General features: G+C 68.7%; 12 protein-coding genes and 2 tRNA genes. 6 read left to right on the forward strand and 8 right to left on the reverse strand.

Annotation, left to right across the window (positions count from 1 at the left end; genetic code table 11):
• Nucleotides 1-17: 17 nt before the first annotated feature.
• Nucleotides 18-1,232: a serine hydrolase gene (locus K0817_RS05350; protein WP_219980366.1), complete on the reverse strand. Its 1,215-nt coding sequence runs from the start codon at nucleotides 1,230-1,232 to the stop codon at nucleotides 18-20.
• 112 nt (nucleotides 1,233-1,344) lie between these two features.
• Between K0817_RS05350 and serS the strand changes: the two genes are divergently transcribed.
• The 5 genes from serS (at nucleotide 1,345) to K0817_RS05375 (ending at nucleotide 6,417) form a co-directional block, all read left to right on the forward strand.
• Entirely contained in the window at nucleotides 1,345-2,631 is a 1,287-nt protein-coding gene (gene serS, locus K0817_RS05355) for a serine--tRNA ligase (protein WP_219980367.1), read from the forward strand.
• A complete protein-coding gene (locus tag K0817_RS05360; RefSeq protein WP_219980368.1) occupies nucleotides 2,628-3,557 on the forward strand; it encodes an HAD family hydrolase in 930 nt (309 codons plus the stop codon). Before serS ends, K0817_RS05360 begins: the two co-directional genes overlap by 4 nt.
• 121 nt (nucleotides 3,558-3,678) lie before the next feature.
• Nucleotides 3,679-3,763 (forward strand) — tRNA-Ser (locus K0817_RS05365).
• Between the two features lie 51 nt (nucleotides 3,764-3,814).
• Complete coding sequence (locus K0817_RS05370) at nucleotides 3,815-5,095, forward strand: LCP family protein (protein ID WP_219980369.1); 1,281 nt, start codon at nucleotides 3,815-3,817, stop codon at nucleotides 5,093-5,095.
• On the forward strand, nucleotides 5,095-6,417 hold the full coding sequence (locus tag K0817_RS05375) for an LCP family protein (protein ID WP_219980370.1): 1,323 nt from the start codon (nucleotides 5,095-5,097) through the stop codon (nucleotides 6,415-6,417). The genes K0817_RS05370 and K0817_RS05375 overlap by 1 nt, the downstream gene beginning before the upstream one ends.
• 13 nt (nucleotides 6,418-6,430) lie before the next feature.
• Here the strand turns inward: K0817_RS05375 and K0817_RS05380 are convergent, their stop codons facing one another.
• The 6 genes from K0817_RS05380 to K0817_RS05405 are packed head-to-tail and all read right to left on the reverse strand — an operon-like array spanning nucleotide 6,431 to nucleotide 14,424.
• Complete coding sequence (locus K0817_RS05380) at nucleotides 6,431-7,045, reverse strand: GNAT family N-acetyltransferase (protein ID WP_219980371.1); 615 nt, start codon at nucleotides 7,043-7,045, stop codon at nucleotides 6,431-6,433.
• On the reverse strand, nucleotides 7,042-9,165 hold the full coding sequence (locus tag K0817_RS05385) for a penicillin acylase family protein (protein ID WP_219980372.1): 2,124 nt from the start codon (nucleotides 9,163-9,165) through the stop codon (nucleotides 7,042-7,044). Before K0817_RS05385 ends, K0817_RS05380 begins: the two co-directional genes overlap by 4 nt.
• 3 nt (nucleotides 9,166-9,168) lie before the next feature.
• The gene (locus K0817_RS05390; protein WP_219980373.1) at nucleotides 9,169-10,998 is read right to left on the reverse strand and encodes an IucA/IucC family siderophore biosynthesis protein; all 1,830 of its coding nucleotides are present in this window, start codon (nucleotides 10,996-10,998) and stop codon (nucleotides 9,169-9,171) included.
• Nucleotides 10,995-11,591, reverse strand: coding sequence for a GNAT family N-acetyltransferase (locus K0817_RS05395; protein ID WP_219980374.1), 597 nt, complete (start codon nucleotides 11,589-11,591; stop codon nucleotides 10,995-10,997). Before K0817_RS05395 ends, K0817_RS05390 begins: the two co-directional genes overlap by 4 nt.
• Nucleotides 11,588-12,946: a lysine N(6)-hydroxylase/L-ornithine N(5)-oxygenase family protein gene (locus tag K0817_RS05400; protein WP_219980375.1), complete on the reverse strand. Its 1,359-nt coding sequence runs from the start codon at nucleotides 12,944-12,946 to the stop codon at nucleotides 11,588-11,590. Before K0817_RS05400 ends, K0817_RS05395 begins: the two co-directional genes overlap by 4 nt.
• Nucleotides 12,943-14,424 carry an aspartate aminotransferase family protein gene (locus K0817_RS05405; protein WP_219980376.1) on the reverse strand — a complete coding sequence of 494 codons (1,482 nt, stop codon included), beginning with the start codon at nucleotides 14,422-14,424 and terminating at the stop codon, nucleotides 12,943-12,945. Before K0817_RS05405 ends, K0817_RS05400 begins: the two co-directional genes overlap by 4 nt.
• Before the next feature lie 182 nt (nucleotides 14,425-14,606).
• On the opposite strand from K0817_RS05405, the gene K0817_RS05410 reads away from it, so the two are divergent.
• A tRNA-Ser gene (locus K0817_RS05410) sits at nucleotides 14,607-14,695 on the forward strand.
• 576 nt (nucleotides 14,696-15,271) lie between these two features.
• Here K0817_RS05410 and K0817_RS05415 read toward each other — a convergent pair.
• Nucleotides 15,272-16,942, reverse strand: a complete 1,671-nt coding sequence (locus tag K0817_RS05415; protein WP_253735195.1) for a sulfatase — start codon at nucleotides 16,940-16,942, stop codon at nucleotides 15,272-15,274.
• Nucleotide 16,943 lies beyond the last annotated feature (1 nt).

Raw genomic sequence — 16,943 nt, forward strand, 5'->3', positions numbered from 1 at the left:
TACTCTAAGTGGGGGTGTCAGTTCTCCAGCGAGTTGGCGGGCGACACCACGCTGGTGAACTTCCGGAAGATCTCGGTCGCGGTGGCGACAGCGGGATCGGTGCGCTGTGACGGGGTGGTGTAGACGACCATCGTCCACCCCTCTTCGGGCAGGGTCCCGCCGCCGCCGTAGTAGCCCGGGATGCCGGGATTCATGAAGACCCAGCCGTTGACCACGAGGAACCCCATCGCCCAGTACTGGTCGTCGGTGTTCGACCCGATCCCCGCCGTCGTGGGGGCGAACTGCAGTTCGTGGTACTCGTCCGACAGCAGCTCACCCGAACCGAGGGCGTCGAGGAACACGGCGACATCGGCGGCGTTGCTGCCGACCCCGCCCGCGAAGTGCGCCCATGATGGGTTCCAGTACGTCACGTCCTCCCACACGCCGCGCTCGCCGTCATAGCCGTGGAGCACCGGCTGAGGCCAGTCCCCGTTGCGGGCGACCGTGGTGTCTTCCATCCCGAGCGGGTCGAGGACGCCGGTCTGGACGAGGTCGGCCACCGGCGTTCCCGTCGCCTTCGCGAGGATGCCGACCAGGACGGCCGAGTTGGTGTCGGAGAACTGCCAGTCCGTCCCCGGCTCGAAGAGGGGGCCGCCGGCGGTTCCGATGTCGATGATCTCGTCGATCTCCCACACGCGGAACGGATCGGCGTACAGCTCTGCCAGGAAGTCGGCCTGCCCCGTGAACTGCGAGTAGCCGGCGGTGTTGTGCAGCAGCATCTCGATCGTGACGGTGTCGGACGCGGGAAGGTCGGGGTACCACGTGTCGATCGTGTCGTCCAGGTCGAGTACGCCGGCCTCCACTTGCTGCAGCAGAGCCGTCGTGAACATCGGCGTCGCGAGGTTGCCGAGCATGTGATGCATGTCGGGTGTGGCAGGCACCGTCGGCATCGATTCGCCGAGGGCGCCGAAGAGGACCGGTTGGCCGTCGTGCCAGACGCCGGCGATGACCGCCGACAGCGCGTCGGCTTCGAACTCGGCGCGCAGGATGCCGGCCAGCTCTTCCGAGATCTCGTCACCCGAAAGGCACAGTCCGCCCTCGAGGGCGGTCCCGGAGGGGCAGTCGTCGGACGGGCTTCCGGCAGCGGTGGACGAGCCTGGCGTGGGGGACGGGGGAGATGGTGTGGCGGTGCACGCCGTCAGCAGCAGGGCGAGCACCACCGCGATGGCCCCAGAGGTCCGGCTCGTCCGCATGCCTCACTGTACCGACGGAGATGGTCGCGGCGCATCGTTTCGACACGAGAGCGTGAGCGACGAGCGTCCGTCCCCCGGATGCCCCGGCACCGTCCGCTACTAAGCTTGCAGAGTGATCGATCCAGTGCTGCTTCGCGACAATCCTGAGTTGATCAAGCGCTCGCAGGAGGCGCGCGGGGAGTCGGCGGACACCGTCGACGCCGCCGTCGAGGCGGACCGCGCCCGCCGCGCCGCGATCACGTCCTTCGAAGAGCTCCGCGCCGAGCAGAACGCGCACGGCAAGCGGGTCGCGCAGGCGCCCAAGGAAGAGAAGGCGGCCCTCGTCGCCGAGGCGAAGGAACTCAGCGAGCGGGTGAAGCAGGCCCAGCACGCCGTCACCGCCGCGGAGGAGGCATCCGCCGCCGCGCTCGCCCGGATCGAGAACATCGTCATCGAGGGCGTACCGGCAGGCGGCGAAGACGACTTCGTCACGCTGCGCACGCACGGCGAACGCCCGGTGTTCGCGTTCGAGCCGCGCGATCACCTCGAGCTCGGCGAGCTTCTCGGCGCGATCGACATGGAACGCGGCACGAAGGTGTCGGGCAGCCGCTTCTACTTCCTCACCGGCATCGGAGCGCGCCTCGAGATCGCCCTCATGAATCTCGGGCTGGATCGTGCGCTGCAGGCAGGCTTCACGCCGCTGATCCCGCCGACGCTGGTGCGACCCGAGGTCATGCGCGGCACCGGCTTCCTCGGTCAGCACGCCGCCGAGGTGTACCACCTCGAAGAAGACGACCTCTACCTCGTCGGCACCAGCGAGGTGCCGCTCGCCGGCTATCACATGGACGAGATCATCGACCTGACCAAGGGCGCCAAGCGCTACGCGGGCTGGTCGACGTGCTACCGCCGTGAGGCCGGCTCGTACGGCAAAGACACTCGGGGCATCATCCGTGTGCACCAGTTCAACAAGCTCGAGATGTTCGTCTACACGACTCCCGAAGACGCCGAGACCGAGCATCTGCGCCTGGTCGCGCTGCAGGAGCAGATGCTTCAGGATCTGGGCCTGTCGTACCGGGTGATCGACGTCGCGGCCGGCGATCTCGGATCCAGCGCCGCCCGCAAGTACGACGTCGAGGCGTGGGTGCCGACGCAGAACGCCTATCGCGAGCTCACCTCGACCTCGAACTGCACGACGTTCCAGGCTCGGCGGCTCGACATCCGCCACCGCCTGCCGGCCGAGCCTGGAAGCAAGACCGGCGGCAAGACGCAGCACGTCGCGACCCTGAACGGCACGCTCGCCACGACCCGCTGGATCGTCGCCCTGCTCGAGACGCACCAGCGCGCGGACGGCTCGGTGCTGGTCCCCGAGGTGCTGCGGCCCTTCCTCGGCGGGCTCGAGGTGCTGGAGCCGACCGTATGAGCCCGGGCGACGAGCCGTCCGAAGAGGCACGCCTGCCCGAGACAGGTGAGATCGACCTCGTAGAGCCCGAGGAAGCGGCGGAGGTCGTCGAGGATCTCGCGCGCGAGACGGCGGCCGCACCATCCGTCGCCGAGCGGATGCTCATCGTGCTCGACATCGACGGCACCGTCATCCTCGAGGACGAGTCGCTGAGCCCCGGCGTCGTCGACGCCGTCGGACATGCCCAGAGCGTCGGCCACGAGGTGATGATCGCCACGGGCCGCAGCTGGGGCAGCACTCGCGGCATCCTGCAGCAACTGCAGATCGCCCCCGAGTACGTCGTGTGCTCGAACGGCGCGGTCGTGCTGCGGCGCGTGGACTCCGGCGAGCTGGACTACGAGCGCTGGCACGTCGAGACCTTCGACCCCCACGAGGTGCTGACGCTGCTTCGTGAGCACCTGCCCGACGCCCAGTACCTGGTGGAGCTGCCCGACGGCATGCGCCTGTACACCGACTACCTGCAGGACTGGAACCTCGGCCACGCCCGCCGCGTTACCTTCGAAGAGCTCGGCGCGCAGCCGGTGTGCCGCATCGTCGTCGTCTCGCCCGACCGGGGTGAGGAGGAATTCCTCGAGCTGGTCGAGCGCATCGGCCTGCACAAGGTGTCGTACGCCGTCGGGTGGACGGCCTGGCTCGACATCGCCCCACAGGGGGTCGACAAGGGCACCGGCCTGGAGCGGGTGCGCACGGCGCTCGGCATCGATCCGCCGCACGTCCTCGTGATGGGCGACGGCCGCAACGACCTCGGCATGTTCCGGTGGGCGCTCGAGAACGGCGGACGTGCGGTCGCGATGGAGCAGGGTCCGCAGGATGTGCGGGATGCCGCGGGCGAGACCACGACGTCGGTGCAGGCGGGCGGCGTCGCCGCGATCCTCCGCGCCCTGTGAGTAGTCCCACGCGCCGCGTCTCTTCAGAGGTTTGCCAGCCGCTGTTGGAAGAATAGGCCAGCAGTGCTGTCGGATAGACTCGACGCCTGTTCGACTGATGCCTTTTACGGGGTAGGAGTCGGGAGGGTTGTCCGAGCGGCCGATGGACCTGGTCTTGAAAACCAGTGGGCAGCAATGTCCCGTGGGTTCGAATCCCACACCCTCCGCAGAGATATGTCGGGGCGAACGGTGAGAGAAACTTCCCCGAGAGGAACCGAGTGAGCGAGACGAGCAAGACCGTCCGGCGCGGCCGTCGCACGGTCGCGCGGCACGGTGAGCTGTCGTCGCCTCATCCGCTCGCGCTGGTGCTCAAGATCGTCGCCGTGGTCGCCTCCGTCGTTCTCGTATCGACCGCGGGTGTCGCCGCCTACGCCCTCACCGACCTGGCGACAGGCTTGACCGACGACGCCGTCGCGCTCGAGGGCCAGGAGGATCTGCCGCCGCCGACCATGGGAGCCATCGAAGGTGTGGTCGATCTGGTCCTCGTCGGCACCGACGAGTGCGAGGAGGAGTACGCCTACCTCTTCGGCGACCGCTGCACCGGAGCCGATGCCGCCGGCCAGCTCAACGACGTGAATATGCTCGTGCACATCTCGAGCAATCCGCGCCGGGTGACCGTGGTGTCGTTCCCGCGCGACCTCATGATCGGGCTGCCCTCGTGCCAGCGTGAGGACGGGTCGCAGTCCTCGCCCACATCGAGGTCGCAGATCAACGAGGCCTGGTCGCGCGGGGGACTGTCCTGTGTCGCGAAGACGATCTCCGAGCTGAGCGGCCAGAACGTGCCCTACGCGGCCAAGGTCAGCTTCGGCAACGTCATCAACATCACCGACGCGCTGGGCGGCGTCGATGTGTGCATCGGCAACGGCGGCATGCGCGATCGCTACACCGGCATCGACTGGCCCGCCGGACCGCGTACGGTCCAGGGCGTGGAGGCGCTGCAGTTCCTGCGCACGCGGCACGGTCTCGAGAACGGCAGCGACCTGGCGCGCATCAGCAATCAGCAGCAGTACATGTCGAGCCTCGCCCGCAAACTGGTGAGCGACGAAGTGCTCTCGGATCCCGGCACCCTCTACCGACTGGCGACCACTGCGGTCGACAACATCACCGCGAGCGAGTCGCTGGCCAATCCCCTGCGGATCGCGCAGATCGCGATGGCCGTCAACGACGTGCCGTTCGAAGACATCAACTTCATCCAGTACCCGGTCAACACCGATCCCATCGACCCCGACCGCGTCGTGCCCGATTGGGAGAGAGCCGACGAGCTCTGGGCAGCACTCGAGGCGAACGAGCCGATCGACTTGACGAACGACCAGAACCTGACGGGCGGGGTCATCACGGTCGACCCGCAGCCCACCGAAGAGCCCGTCGAGCCGGCGCCCACGCCCGGCGACACCGAGACGCCGGCACCCACCGAGACCGCCGTCCCGCTGGATGACATCCCCGGTCAGTCCGCTGCCGACCAGACGTGTTCCGCGGGCAACCTCAGGGCCAGCAACTGATGGCGCGATCGACGGGCCCCTCTCGCGAGGGGCGGGCACCGCTCGCGCGCCACGGTGTGCTGCGGTCGCGGCATCCGTTCGTCACCATGCTGTCGATGCTCGCCGTCGTGCTCGGCGTGGTCGGGGTGAGCGCGACGGGCCTAGCCGCGTACACCGTGTGGGATGCCGCCCAGGCCATCGGCGCGAACGCTGTCGTCCTCGACGAGGACAAGCCCTTGCCGCCGTCTCTCGGTGCGATCGAGGGCGGCGTGAATCTGCTGCTGGTCGGCACCGACTCGTGCGAGGGTGAGAACGCCCAGCTGTCGGGGGCGTGCCAGAACGGCGACACCGAAGGCGAGCGCAACGACGTCACGATGCTCGTGCACATCTCGGATGAGCCGCGGCGCGTGACCGTCGTGTCGTTCCCGCGTGACATGATCGTGCCGATCCCCTCATGCCCGAGGGAGGACGGCAGCGGCAACTACTCCGCGATGTCGGCGCAGATGATCAACGTCTCGTACATGTACGGGGGTCTTGCCTGCACCGTGCTCACGGTCGAGGCGCTCATCGAGCAGGAGATCCACTTCGCCGGAGCGATCCGCTGGACCGGTGTCATCAACATGTCGAATGCGATCGGCGGCGTCGACGTGTGCGTCGCGGGCGACATCAGCGACCCCCACACCGGTCTGAACCTCACCGCCGGCACCCACACGCTCGAGGGTGTGCAGGCGCTGCAGTTCCTGCGCATCCGCCACGGCATCGGCGACGGCTCCGACCTCGGCCGCATCTCGAACCAGCAGCAGTTCATGTCGTCGATGGTGCGAAAGCTGCAGTCCGACGCAGTGCTCGCCGACCCCGGCCGCCTGCTGAATCTCGCGACCACGGCGATGGGTCAGGCGCAGTCCAAGCAGCTCGTGCTCAGCTCGGGGCTGGCGAACCCGACGCTCATGGTGCAGATCGCGATGGCGGCCAACGATGTGCCCTACGAAGACATCGTGTTCGTGCAGTACCCGACGCAGTACGCGTCGGGCAGCGGTGCCAGTCGAGTGTTGCCCGTGAAGTATGCCGCGGATGAGCTCTTCGCCGCGCTCGCCGCCAACCAGCCTCTGGCGTTGACCGGCGATGCCAGTCAGGGCCGCTCCATCGAGGTGACCGGCGAGGCCGTGCAGCCCGAGACCGCGCCGACCGACAGTGCCGAGGCCCCGGCCGAGGGCGAGACCCCGGCCGCGGACGCCACGCCGGGCGCGGGCGAGGCTCCCGTCGCGGAGGAGCGCGTCGAGTTGCCGTCCGACATCGCGGGGCAGACCGCAGCGCAGACGACCTGCACGCTGCCTGAGGACTGACTCCGGCGCGTCCTCAGGGCGTGACGCGGGAACGCAGCCAGCGCTCGCGCGTGAGGAAGGCGAGCTGACCCGTCTTCTCCGGCAGCTCGACGTGCGGGCCCAGCTCGAACCCCATGACGCGGGCCCGCGTCACCGCGCGCTCGTTGCCGACGTCGGGCTCGATCACGATGCGCTCCGCCTCCGGTCGCGAGAACAGGAACTCGCCGATCAGCCCGCCGAGCCTCGTTGTGAAGCCGCGGGTGGGCGCGCCACGATCGCCGAGCAGGAAGTGGATGCCGACATCCCCCGGCAGCGGGTCGTAGGCCTCGCCGAGGGGGTCGTGCTCGGGCTCGTAGGTCTGCAGCAGCACGATGGGCAGCCCTTCGCGACGCACGAGGAACGCGTGATGCGTGTCGAGGTCGTCGACGTAGGCATACAGATCGCGCAGCTCGTCGCGGGTGAGGTCGCCGAGGCCCCAGAAGCGCGCACGCGGTTCGGTGACCCAGCGGTGGATGACGTCGAGGTCGCCCTCGGGGTCGAGCACCGTGATCTCGATCGTGCCGAGCGTGGGGTCGGCGATGGTGTGGACGAGGGCTCCAGCCGGTCCGGTGACCAGCTTCTCGGTCCTGGTCGTCGTCGCGGTGATCATGCTTCTCCGGTGGGCTCGTCGGGTCGCAGCCGCGCCCAATCGATCACGACGCGCGCGGGCCGGATGCCGGCCCAGTCGTCGAGCTGGTCGCTGAAGTGCGCGGACGCCGGATCGCCGGCGGCCCCGAACGGCACGCTCCACAGGCTCTGTTCGCGGTCGGCGAGGTCCCACGCCCAGCGCGCCACCGATCCTCGCCACGCGCGATGTGTCACGCCCGGTGTCGCGCCCGTGCACCGCACGGTGTCGCCGTCGCCCGAGAGTTCGACGTCGAGCGCGGCGCCGGGATCGGCGACGCCCGGCACCTCGGCGAGCACGTGGAGGGGGAGGAGCCGGTGCGTTGCGCCCCAGACCGGTGCGTCGGCGGTGTCCTCGAGCGAGGCGATCACCATGGCGGTCACGTCGTCGCGCAGCGCGGGGTGCTCTACCAGGCGCCGAAGGGCCGCCGCGACCTGGGCGGTCGTGCCGAGCCAGGGATCGAAGATCGCGCCGAATCCATGCGGGCGGTGGAGCGAAGCGAGGGCGGGATGCGCCGCCACGCGCTGCACCAGGGCATCGCGCCACGCTGCGAACCGGCCGGCGGCGGCGGATGCGGCATCCATTCGTCCGTCCCACGACACGAGCTCGTCGCGCACGGCGGCGGCTCGGGGCGGCAGGTCGCCCGTGGGCAGAAGGCGTCGCAGCGCGGCCGCCGAGGCGCTGACCGTGTCGCCCCACACGGGTGCGAGCTCGGTGGGCGCGCCGGGGCGCAGCTCGGCGAGAACGGTGCGGATCCGGTCGGCGCGATGCGGTGCCGGGTACGCCCAGCCCAGATCGATGTCGGCTCGCTCCGGCCGTTCGTTGGCGTCCACCGTGGCGTCGGTCACCTCGACCACATCGGCCGGAGCACGATCGGCGGACGGATGCCGCGTGACCGCGTCCAGCGGCAGCCTGCGGTCTTCGCGGCGGCGGTCGGGCGTCACCCCGACGGTCGCCGACAGCACAGTTCCCGAGCGGTCCGCCGCGAGCACGCGATTGACGGGATCGACCCACGACCCGAAGGCGTCGACGACCTCGCGGGCAGTACGGGCCCGCAGCAGCCGGAGCAGTGCGCCGGCCCCGAGGTCGCCGTTCGCCCGAGCCGGCATGCGCACGCTCCAGCCGACGAGCCCGCCGCCGTCACGGTCGTCGGCCTCGCGCAGGTCGGTCACGATCGTGCCGCGCTCGGTCTCGATCGCCTCGACCTGAACCCAGCCGGCGGGGCCGCGCCCCCGCACCCGGACCGTCGACCGTTCGACGTCGACCGGTCGCCAGCCGTCGGGGCCCAGTGCCTCGTACCCGTCGCCTGCCACTCGCAGTCGCTCGCGGAACACGTCGGCGCTGTGTGCGATCGCGTTCGTCACGCCCCACGCCGCCTCGCCGGCGTGCGCGAAGTGGGGGACGCCCGGAACACCCGGAAAGGCGAGTCCGACCACGTCGAACTCATCGCAGGCCAGCCGCACCTGCTGGTAGACGCCGGGCAGCTCGAACGCGCGGTGCGGATCGCCGGCGAGCAGCGGCATCCCGCTGTCAGTCCGCGACCCGTGCAGGGCCCACCCGTTGCTACCCGCTGCGGGCAGCGTCTCGTCGCCGCCCTCGGCGTAGCCGGTGAGCACATCGACCCAGTCGTCCCCGAGGGTCATGGCCACGTGCTCACGCCACAGCAGGAGCGGGAAGGTCGAGAACAGCGCGTGGGCGACATGCAGCACGCCGAGAGGATCGTGGTCGTGCCACGGCGTCAGTTCGATGGTGTCGCCGAACGCGTCGTCGAGGGTGCGGAACTCCGCCGCCCGAGCCCCGGCCTCCGACATGCCGCGACGCACGCCGGCCGCGTAGCGACCGACGAAGGCCCGTGTCTCGTCGTCAGCCGCCGCGAACGCGCGCCGGGCGGTGTCGTCCAGGCGTGCGCGCCGCGCGAAGACGTCCCACGCGATCCCGGCTTCGCCGATGAGCTCGGCCAGTCGCCCCGATGCGCGCATCCGGTCGACCTCGATCTGCCAGCCGCGGTCTCGCGCGGTCACCTCGCCCTGGCCCTCGGCGAGATCCCCCGCATCCGTCGCACGGATGTGTGGGATGCCGAGGTCGTCACGGAACACCTGTGCCATACGTCAGGCTCCCACAGTGCTTGTTTCGACAGCGTTCGTCATGACAGCGTTCGTCATGACAGCGGCGGTCGCGGGGGCTGCCGGCGAAACCCGGCCGCGCGCGATCGGGTTGTCGAGCCGGCCCGCGTACATGAGCGAGGCTGACTGGTCGGCCAAGTCGACCATCTGCAGCGTGTTGCGCAGCTGCAGGCGGTTCAGACACGAGTGCGCGAACGAGTCGGCTCGCAGGTCGACGCGTGAGTCGAGATCAGGATGCTGCGCCGCGTGCTCGTCGACGATCTCGGCCGCGAGCTGCCAGAAGCGGTGCTCGGGCAGGGTGCCGTCGACGTGCAGGATGCCCGCCAGGTGGCGCAGCACCCCGTCGAAGACGTCCGTGAAGATCGCGAGCGCCTTCTCTTCGTCGTCGACGAGCGCCATGATCCGCCGCACGTCGACCGGGAGGGTCCGGTCGGCCAGCACCGCCACCTCCTCGCCGATGTCCTTCATGAACGCGCCCGCCGGCACGTGATCGCGCAGCGTCAGGATCAGGTTCTCGCCGTGCGGCATGAACGCGAGGTCGTGCGCCAGCAGGGCATGCACGAGCGGCCGCAGGTAAACCTCGAGGCACGCCCGCACCCACTCGTCGGCGGGGATGCCGGAGGCGCGGATCAACGCGGTCGCCACCGACGCCCCCGCCTGGTCGCGGTGCAGCAGCGAAGCGAGCGTCGCGAGGCGCTCGCCGCGCGCGATGAGCGGCACGGGGCTCTCGCGCCATAGCGCCGCGAGCATCTTGCGGTGCGACGAGGGAGCAGGCGCGCGGTGGTAAGCGTCGCCCGTGTAGCCGATCGACGCGCGCTCGCGCAGCATCCGGAATCCCGACGCGCGCAGAGTCGCGTCGCCGGCGACGAGATCGGCGACCCAGTCGTTGATGGCCGGGGTGACACGCATGTAGGCGGGGGAGAGTCCGCGCAAGAAGCCCATGTTCTGCACCGCCAGCGCCGTCTTGACGTAGTGCCGCTCGGGATGGGTGGCGTTGAACATCGTGCGCACCGACTGCTGGGCGCGGTACTCGTCTTCGCTCTCGCCGATCAGCACGAGGTCACGCCGTGCGAGGTCGGGCGCGAACGTGATCGTGACGCGGTTCTCCCACTGCCACGGGTGCACCGGCAGCAGGTGGTAGTCGGCGGGGTCTTCGCCGAGCGCCTCGAGACGCCCGCGGAAGCGATCCCACTCTGCGGTGCTCAGCTCGCCGGTGAGGAGGGATGCCTCATCCAAGCCGGCACCGAGTGCGAGGTGCGATGCCGACCGTCGGGCCGCCACCCATACCAGCCGGAACAGTCGTCCGGCCTCGGGCGAGTATGCCGCGTGGTCGGACACGCCGAAACCGATGCGGCCGTTGTTCGCGACGAAGCCCGGATGCCCCTCGGTCATGGCCGACTCGATGGCCTGGAACGAGGCATCCGTCAGTTCCTCCGCCGACGGCCCGCCCTGCTCGAGCTTGAACATGGCGGCCGCGAGGGTCGACGCGATCTCTTCGAGGTAGATCGGCAGCAGGGCGTTCGAGAGCCCGAGCAGCGGCCGCATCTCGATGATGAACGCCTGTGCGTCGAGCTCTGCCGGCTCCCCCTCGACGAAGCGGCACAGGCTCGCCTCGTCGACGATCCAGTGCTCGAGCGAGGTGCGCACCGCATCGAATCGGTACTCGGCATCGGCCTGAACGAGCCTCCAGCCGTCGCCGAACGGTTCGGGAGACAGCATCCGCTCGTGGCTGAACTCGGCGATCGCCTTCGCGACGAGGTGGCGCTCCGCGCGCTCGAGATGGTTGGGGGCGAGGTGTGCGGCGGGGGCGATCATGCGCGGGCTTTCGGGTACGGAGCGGAACGGGCCAGGGCGGAGGCGGCGAAGTCGTCGCGAGTGCAGACCGACAGCATCGCGGTCTTGAGGTGACCGCCCTCGTCGACCAGTGCCTCACGCAGCTCGGTGAACCCCGCGCGAGTGTTCTTGCGGCGGATGGGCTCGTTGCGCACATCCGGTTCGACCACGACACGCTGCGCGCCGAGTTCGTCGAAACACCAGGCCATCACGGCGGCGAAGACGGCGTCGGTCAGGCCGTGACGCGGGTGCCCGGACGGCGGGGCGATCAGCACGTGCATGCCGAGATCGCCGGGGAGGGAATCGTGGATGCCGCGCAGCAGCACGTGCGCCGGGTCGTACGTCTCGGCGAAGAACGTCGGAACGCCGTCGATCAGGCCGAGCCAGGCATCCTGGTACGGATCGGTCACGACGCTCGCCAGGTACTCGCATACGGCGTCGACGTCGAGATCGGCCATGCCCCAGAACGCGGCATGGGGGTTGCTCAACCAGCGCTGCAGGGCGGGCGCGTCGCGGCGCGGGTCGGCGGGGACGATCGCGATGACGGGGACCTCGGCATCGGGGAGGAGGGTCATCGGGCCACTTCCAGACCCGGGGTCGCGGCTGCCGCCGGCGCTGTCGAGCGGGCATCGGCGGGAACGCCGAAGTCCTGGAAGGCGATGCGGCGCTCGAGGGGATAGATCTCGCGGCCGGCGATCGAGGCGAGAATCGACGAGTTGCGCCAGGCGCCGAAGCCGAGGTCGGGCGCGGTGAGACCGTGCGTGTGCTCCTCGCCGTTCTGCACGAAGACGCGCCCGCGCCCGCCGTCGATGCTGTAGTCGCGGGCGACGGCGAGGCGTCCGAGACCGTCCCAGTCCAGCCGATCGGCGATGGGGGAGAGGAACGGCGGGGTCTCGGCGGCGTATCCGGTCGCCAGCACGAGAGAGGCGGTGTCACGCTCGTGCTCGGTGTCGAGCTGCCCGTGGCGCAGGCGCAGGCGGTAGTTCGCGCCGTCCCACTCAGCGGCGGTGACCTCGGTGTCGGTCAGCAGGGTGGTCGGCACGGGGCCGCTCGCGCTCAGCCGGTAGAGCGTGTCGTAGATGTCGTCGATGAGGTCGGCCGAGATGCCCTTGTACAGGCTTCGCTGCTCGCGACCGAGGTGCTGCCGCAGGCCCAGCGGCAGTGCATGGAAGTGGTCGGTGTATTCGGGCGAGGTCATCTCGAGCGTGAGCTTGGTGTATTCCATCGGGAAGAACCGCGGCGACCGCGTCACCCAGTCCACCCGATACCCGCCGTCGCGGGCATGGTCGAGCAGGTCGCGGTAGATCTCTGCCGCCGACTGGCCGCTCCCGACGACCGTGATCGAGCCCGACGCCTGGAGAGCGTCGCGATGGTCTGTGTACTCCGAGCTGTGGATGGCGGGCCCGCCGAGTCCGCGCAGCGGAGCGGGCACCGACGGACGGGTGCCCACTGCGACGACGACGTGCCGAGCGCGCAGCGCGATCTCTTCGCCGGTGTCGGTGCGCATCGCGCGCACGAGGTACACGTCGGCGGCGGCGTCGTGTTCGATCGCGACGACCTCGTGGTTCCAGCGCAGGTTCGGCAGGCGGTCCGCCGCCCAGCGGCAGTACGCGTCGTACTCGGCGCGCAGCGCGTAGAAGTTCTCTCGGATGTAGAACGGGTAGAGGCGGCCGGTGCGCTTCAGCCAGTTGAGGAACGAGAACTCCGACGTCGGGTCGGCCATCGTCACGAGATCCGCGAGGAACGGCACCTGGATCGTGGCGCCCTCGATCATCATGCCGTGGTGCCAGCGGAAGCCGTCTTCGCGGTCGAGGAACACCGCATCCAGGCCGGTCGGCTGGGTGAGGCAGGCAAGCCCGAGGTTGAACGGGCCGATGCCGACGCCGATGAGGTCGTGCACGTGCGCCGATGCGCCGTCCTGCCCGCTCATGCCGTCGCCTCGGTGCCGACGAGGTCGTCCATGGTCTCGTCGAGATCGGGCGAGATGCCGGCGAGGGTGGTGGCGGCATCCTTCACCATCTCGAGGATGCCCCGCACATCGTCGAGGTTCGTCTCGGGATTGAGCAGAGTGAGCTTGAGGCACGGCCGGCCGTCGATCACCGTCTTCGCGACGAACGCTCGACCCGATTCGAGCAGCACGCGCCGCACGCTCGCCACCAGGGCGTCCTGGGTCGTGGCGTCTGTGCCGGCGGGAAGCGCGCGGAACAGCACGGTGCTGAGCTGGCTGCGACCGATGAGTTCGAGTTCTGGATCGGCGTCGACGTGCGCACTGACCTCGGCGGCGAGATCGACCACGGTGTCGAAGAGCTCACCGATGCGGCCCGGCCCCATGGCCCGCAGCGTGACCCAGAGCTTGAGGGCGTCGAAACGGCGCGTGGTCTGCAGCGACTTGTCGACCTGATTCGGCTCGTCGTTCTCGAGCGGGTTGAGGTAGTCGGCGTGCCACGCGCCCGCCCCGAGATCGCGGGGCTCGCGCACCAGCACGGCACTGGACGACACCGGCTGGAAGAAGCTCTTGTGGAAGTCCACGGTCACCGATCGTGCCCGCTCGATGCCGTCGATCAGGTGCCGCCGGCGGCTGGACACGAGCAACCCGCAGCCGTATGCGGCATCCACGTGCAACCACACTCCGCGCCGGTCGCACACGTCGGCGATCGTCTCGACGGGGTCGATCACCCCGCGGTCGGTGGTGCCGGCCGTCGCGACGACCGCCATGGGAACCCGACCGGATGCCTCTGCCCGGTCGATCGCGGCTGCCAGGGCGTCGGCGCGCATGCGTCCGTGGCCGTCGTCGGCGACGGTGATCACCGCGTCGTCGCCGAGGCCGAGGAGCAGGGCCGACTTGCCCACGCTGAAGTGACTCGACGCCGTCGCGAGCACGACCAGCTTCGCGATCGCGTGCGGGCGAGGTGCGTCGATGCGCGTGAGGGCCGCCTCGCGAGCCAGGAACAGTGCGTGCAGGTTGGACTGCGTGCCACCCGACGTGAAGATGCCGTCGCCGTGGGTGAAGCCGATGCGCTGGGTGGTCCACTCGATGAGCCGACGCTCCATCAGCGTGCCGACGGTGGACTGATCGTAGGTGTCGACCGAGGTGTTGACCGCTGCGAGGATGCTCTCGGCCGCGACCGCCGGCAGCACGACGGGGCAGTTGAGGTGCGCCGCGTACGACGGGTGATGGAACCACACCGCGTGCTCGAGGAACAGCTCGTCGATCTCGGTCAGTGCACGCGGGGTGCCCACGCCATCACTGTCGAGGTCGACATTCGCGACGAGCCCTTCGAGCTCGGAGCGCGACGCGCCGGAGAACGGTTGAGACGCTGCGGCGATGCGCGCGGCCACCTTCGACGAGGTCTGAGCGATGAGCGAGCGGTAGATGTCTGCGCTGGAACGCGTGAGCACGTCGTGCACCGGTGAAACTCCTTAGTTAGGGTTGCCTCACCTAACGTGTAGGAATCGTCCGCTGTTGTCAACTCCGACGTCATCGTCCGGGGAGGCGGTGCGCTCTGGTTGGTCATTCCATGTGCGGGCGGGCGGTGGGGTCGGGTTATGATTGCTGGGCGCAAGAATGCTGCTGAGCAGCCTGCTTGCCTGGAGACGTCGCATAGTCCGGCCTAGTGCACCACCCTGCTAAGGTGGAGTTCCCTTACGGGAACCGAGGGTTCAAATCCCTCCGTCTCCGCGCTTTGACCGTGGTTCAGGGACGTTCAGTGGGGTTGAGACATACTCCGTGACATTCGTGGCCTGACCTGGGCGGCTCCGATTGCCGCCTTCTTGAGCGGTTTGCACCAGACGGTCTTCCAGACGTACGCAGAGTGCTCAGCTGCGTAAGGGAGACCGAGGGACAGTGTACCTCCGTCTCTGGCCATGCCCGCCCGAGCGGTTGTCCCCCCAGAGCCGCCTGCCGTTCCGAGGAGCTTGAGTGTCATCCTCCGGGTTCACTCTTCTACTGTCGCTTGTCGCGCATAGGTGGGCGTGAAAGCGCCACTAGCCACGGTCCGACCCCCTTGCGGCGCATTTCGTAGCGCCCGCCCGGGATCGGAAGAGCGAGTGCTCAACGACCTCGGAGTCCAGCATCATGGTGGCATCCGTGGACCTCCCTGGCCCTGTGCTCACGACGCACGTATTCATTCCGATTAGGTGGCTGACGCTCGTGGTGGCTACGAGCGAAGCGCTGATGGCGCCGGTTGACGCAGGACCGACGGAGCCACCGACGAGATTGCGGAAGTCGAATGTCTCATCATGGGAGCACCTCGTTTCAGAGGTCGGTGAGAGGGGTGAGTCGCTCTGATGGTGGCCATGCGGGCAGGGCTATGGAAGTGCGGGGGTCTTGCGAGCGTGGCCCGAGGGAGAGCAGTCGGTCGTCGAGATCTTTCAACCGTGCCGCGGTTAGGTGGCTGTCCGTGCTCATGGCCACGATGCGGATTGATCGTCGCATCGCGAGCGGGGTGTCGAACTCCATCCACGGTGGGGCGACGGAGCGGACGAGATCGCGAGCTGCGCCGTGGGCTGCGATCTCCGAAAGTGCAGTGTCGATGGTGAAGTAGCGTCCGCGCTCGTTGGTGGAGTTCCATTGTTCGGTTCCGCTGAAGCCGAGCGGCTCGTTGACCTCGAAGTAGTGCTCCAGACCATCGCGCCGCAAGTACACGTCACCTGGGAGGAATTCATCTCCCAAGGCATCGAGCCAGGACATGAGCTCGGTTTCGAGTCGTGATTGCTCATCGGCATACGCCGGGTCGCCGCAGCGATTCACCATCTGGAATGGGTCTTCGAGGTTGTCGTAAAGCAGCCACGGGCCGGAGATGGTGCGGACGTATGTAAATCGAACGTCGCGAACGCCGCGGTACTCCTCCATGCCGCTTCGTCGGAGGCTCGAGTACGCGGCGGGCGCAGACAGGAAGGCGGTCCGGGGCCCGGTTTCCGGCATCGACAGATCTGTGCCGCTGACGGATGCCGGGATGGGCAGTCCTGCGAAGCCCAGCAGCGTCGGCATCAGGTCGGGGCTGTTGAACAGCTGAGCGGAGGTTGCGGCGCTCCGGTCGGGAGTTCGGATGAGGAGCGGTACGCGGACTGACTCCTCCCAGGGGACGAGCTTGTGCTCCAGACCCTGAGACCAGAGCATGTCGCCGTGGTCTGAGCTGAACACGACGACCGTGTTGTCCAGGTCGACGTCGTCCAGAAGACGTCCGACGCATTCATCGAGCGCGGCGATGTGCGCGAAGTACCCCCGGAGATCACGGGTCGCCTCCTCCCGCGCCCAGTCCGGCACATTCTCGGGCAACCTGATCTCGGCATCCTCATAGAGAGCACGGAATCGATCTGGTGCCGTCTGCAGGGGAAAATGGGGAGGTCCGTAGGACAGCATCAAGAAGAACGGCTTGGGGGTGTCTTCGGCGATGTACTCCAGCGCGGCGTCGGTCTGTCCGAAGGCGTCGTACCCGTCCCAGTATCGTTTGGTCGGGTCGTCGTCTGCGTAGTACGCGGACCGGTTGTAGTCATGCGTGCACTCGAGTGCTTTCCAGAATTCGAAACCCAGACGTGCTGCGAGCGGGATGAACGCCTCGCGTCGTTCGAAGCGTCCTTCTGGGCTGCCGTAGAGGTGCCATTTGCCGATGTAGCCGGTTCGGTATCCGTGGTCGCGGAAGACTTGGGCGATCGTTAGCCCGTCGGGCTTGAGTTCGACGTCGTTGATGTAGACACCATGCTGCAGCGGGTACTGGCCGGTGAGGAAGCTCGCGCGGGCGGGGCAGCAGATCGGTTCGCCCGAGATCGCCTGGGTGTAGTTGATCGATTCCGCGGCGAGGCGGTCGATGTTCGGGGTTCGTACCTGATCGTCGCCGGCGTAGCCCACATTGTGAGCGCGCCATTCGTCGGCGAGGATCACCAGGACATTCGGCCGCCGCGCGTCCGGAATTGGTGCTGCATTCATG

The organism is Microbacterium sp. HD4P20 (assembly GCF_019449275.2).
Lineage (GTDB): Bacteria > Actinomycetota > Actinomycetes > Actinomycetales > Microbacteriaceae > Microbacterium.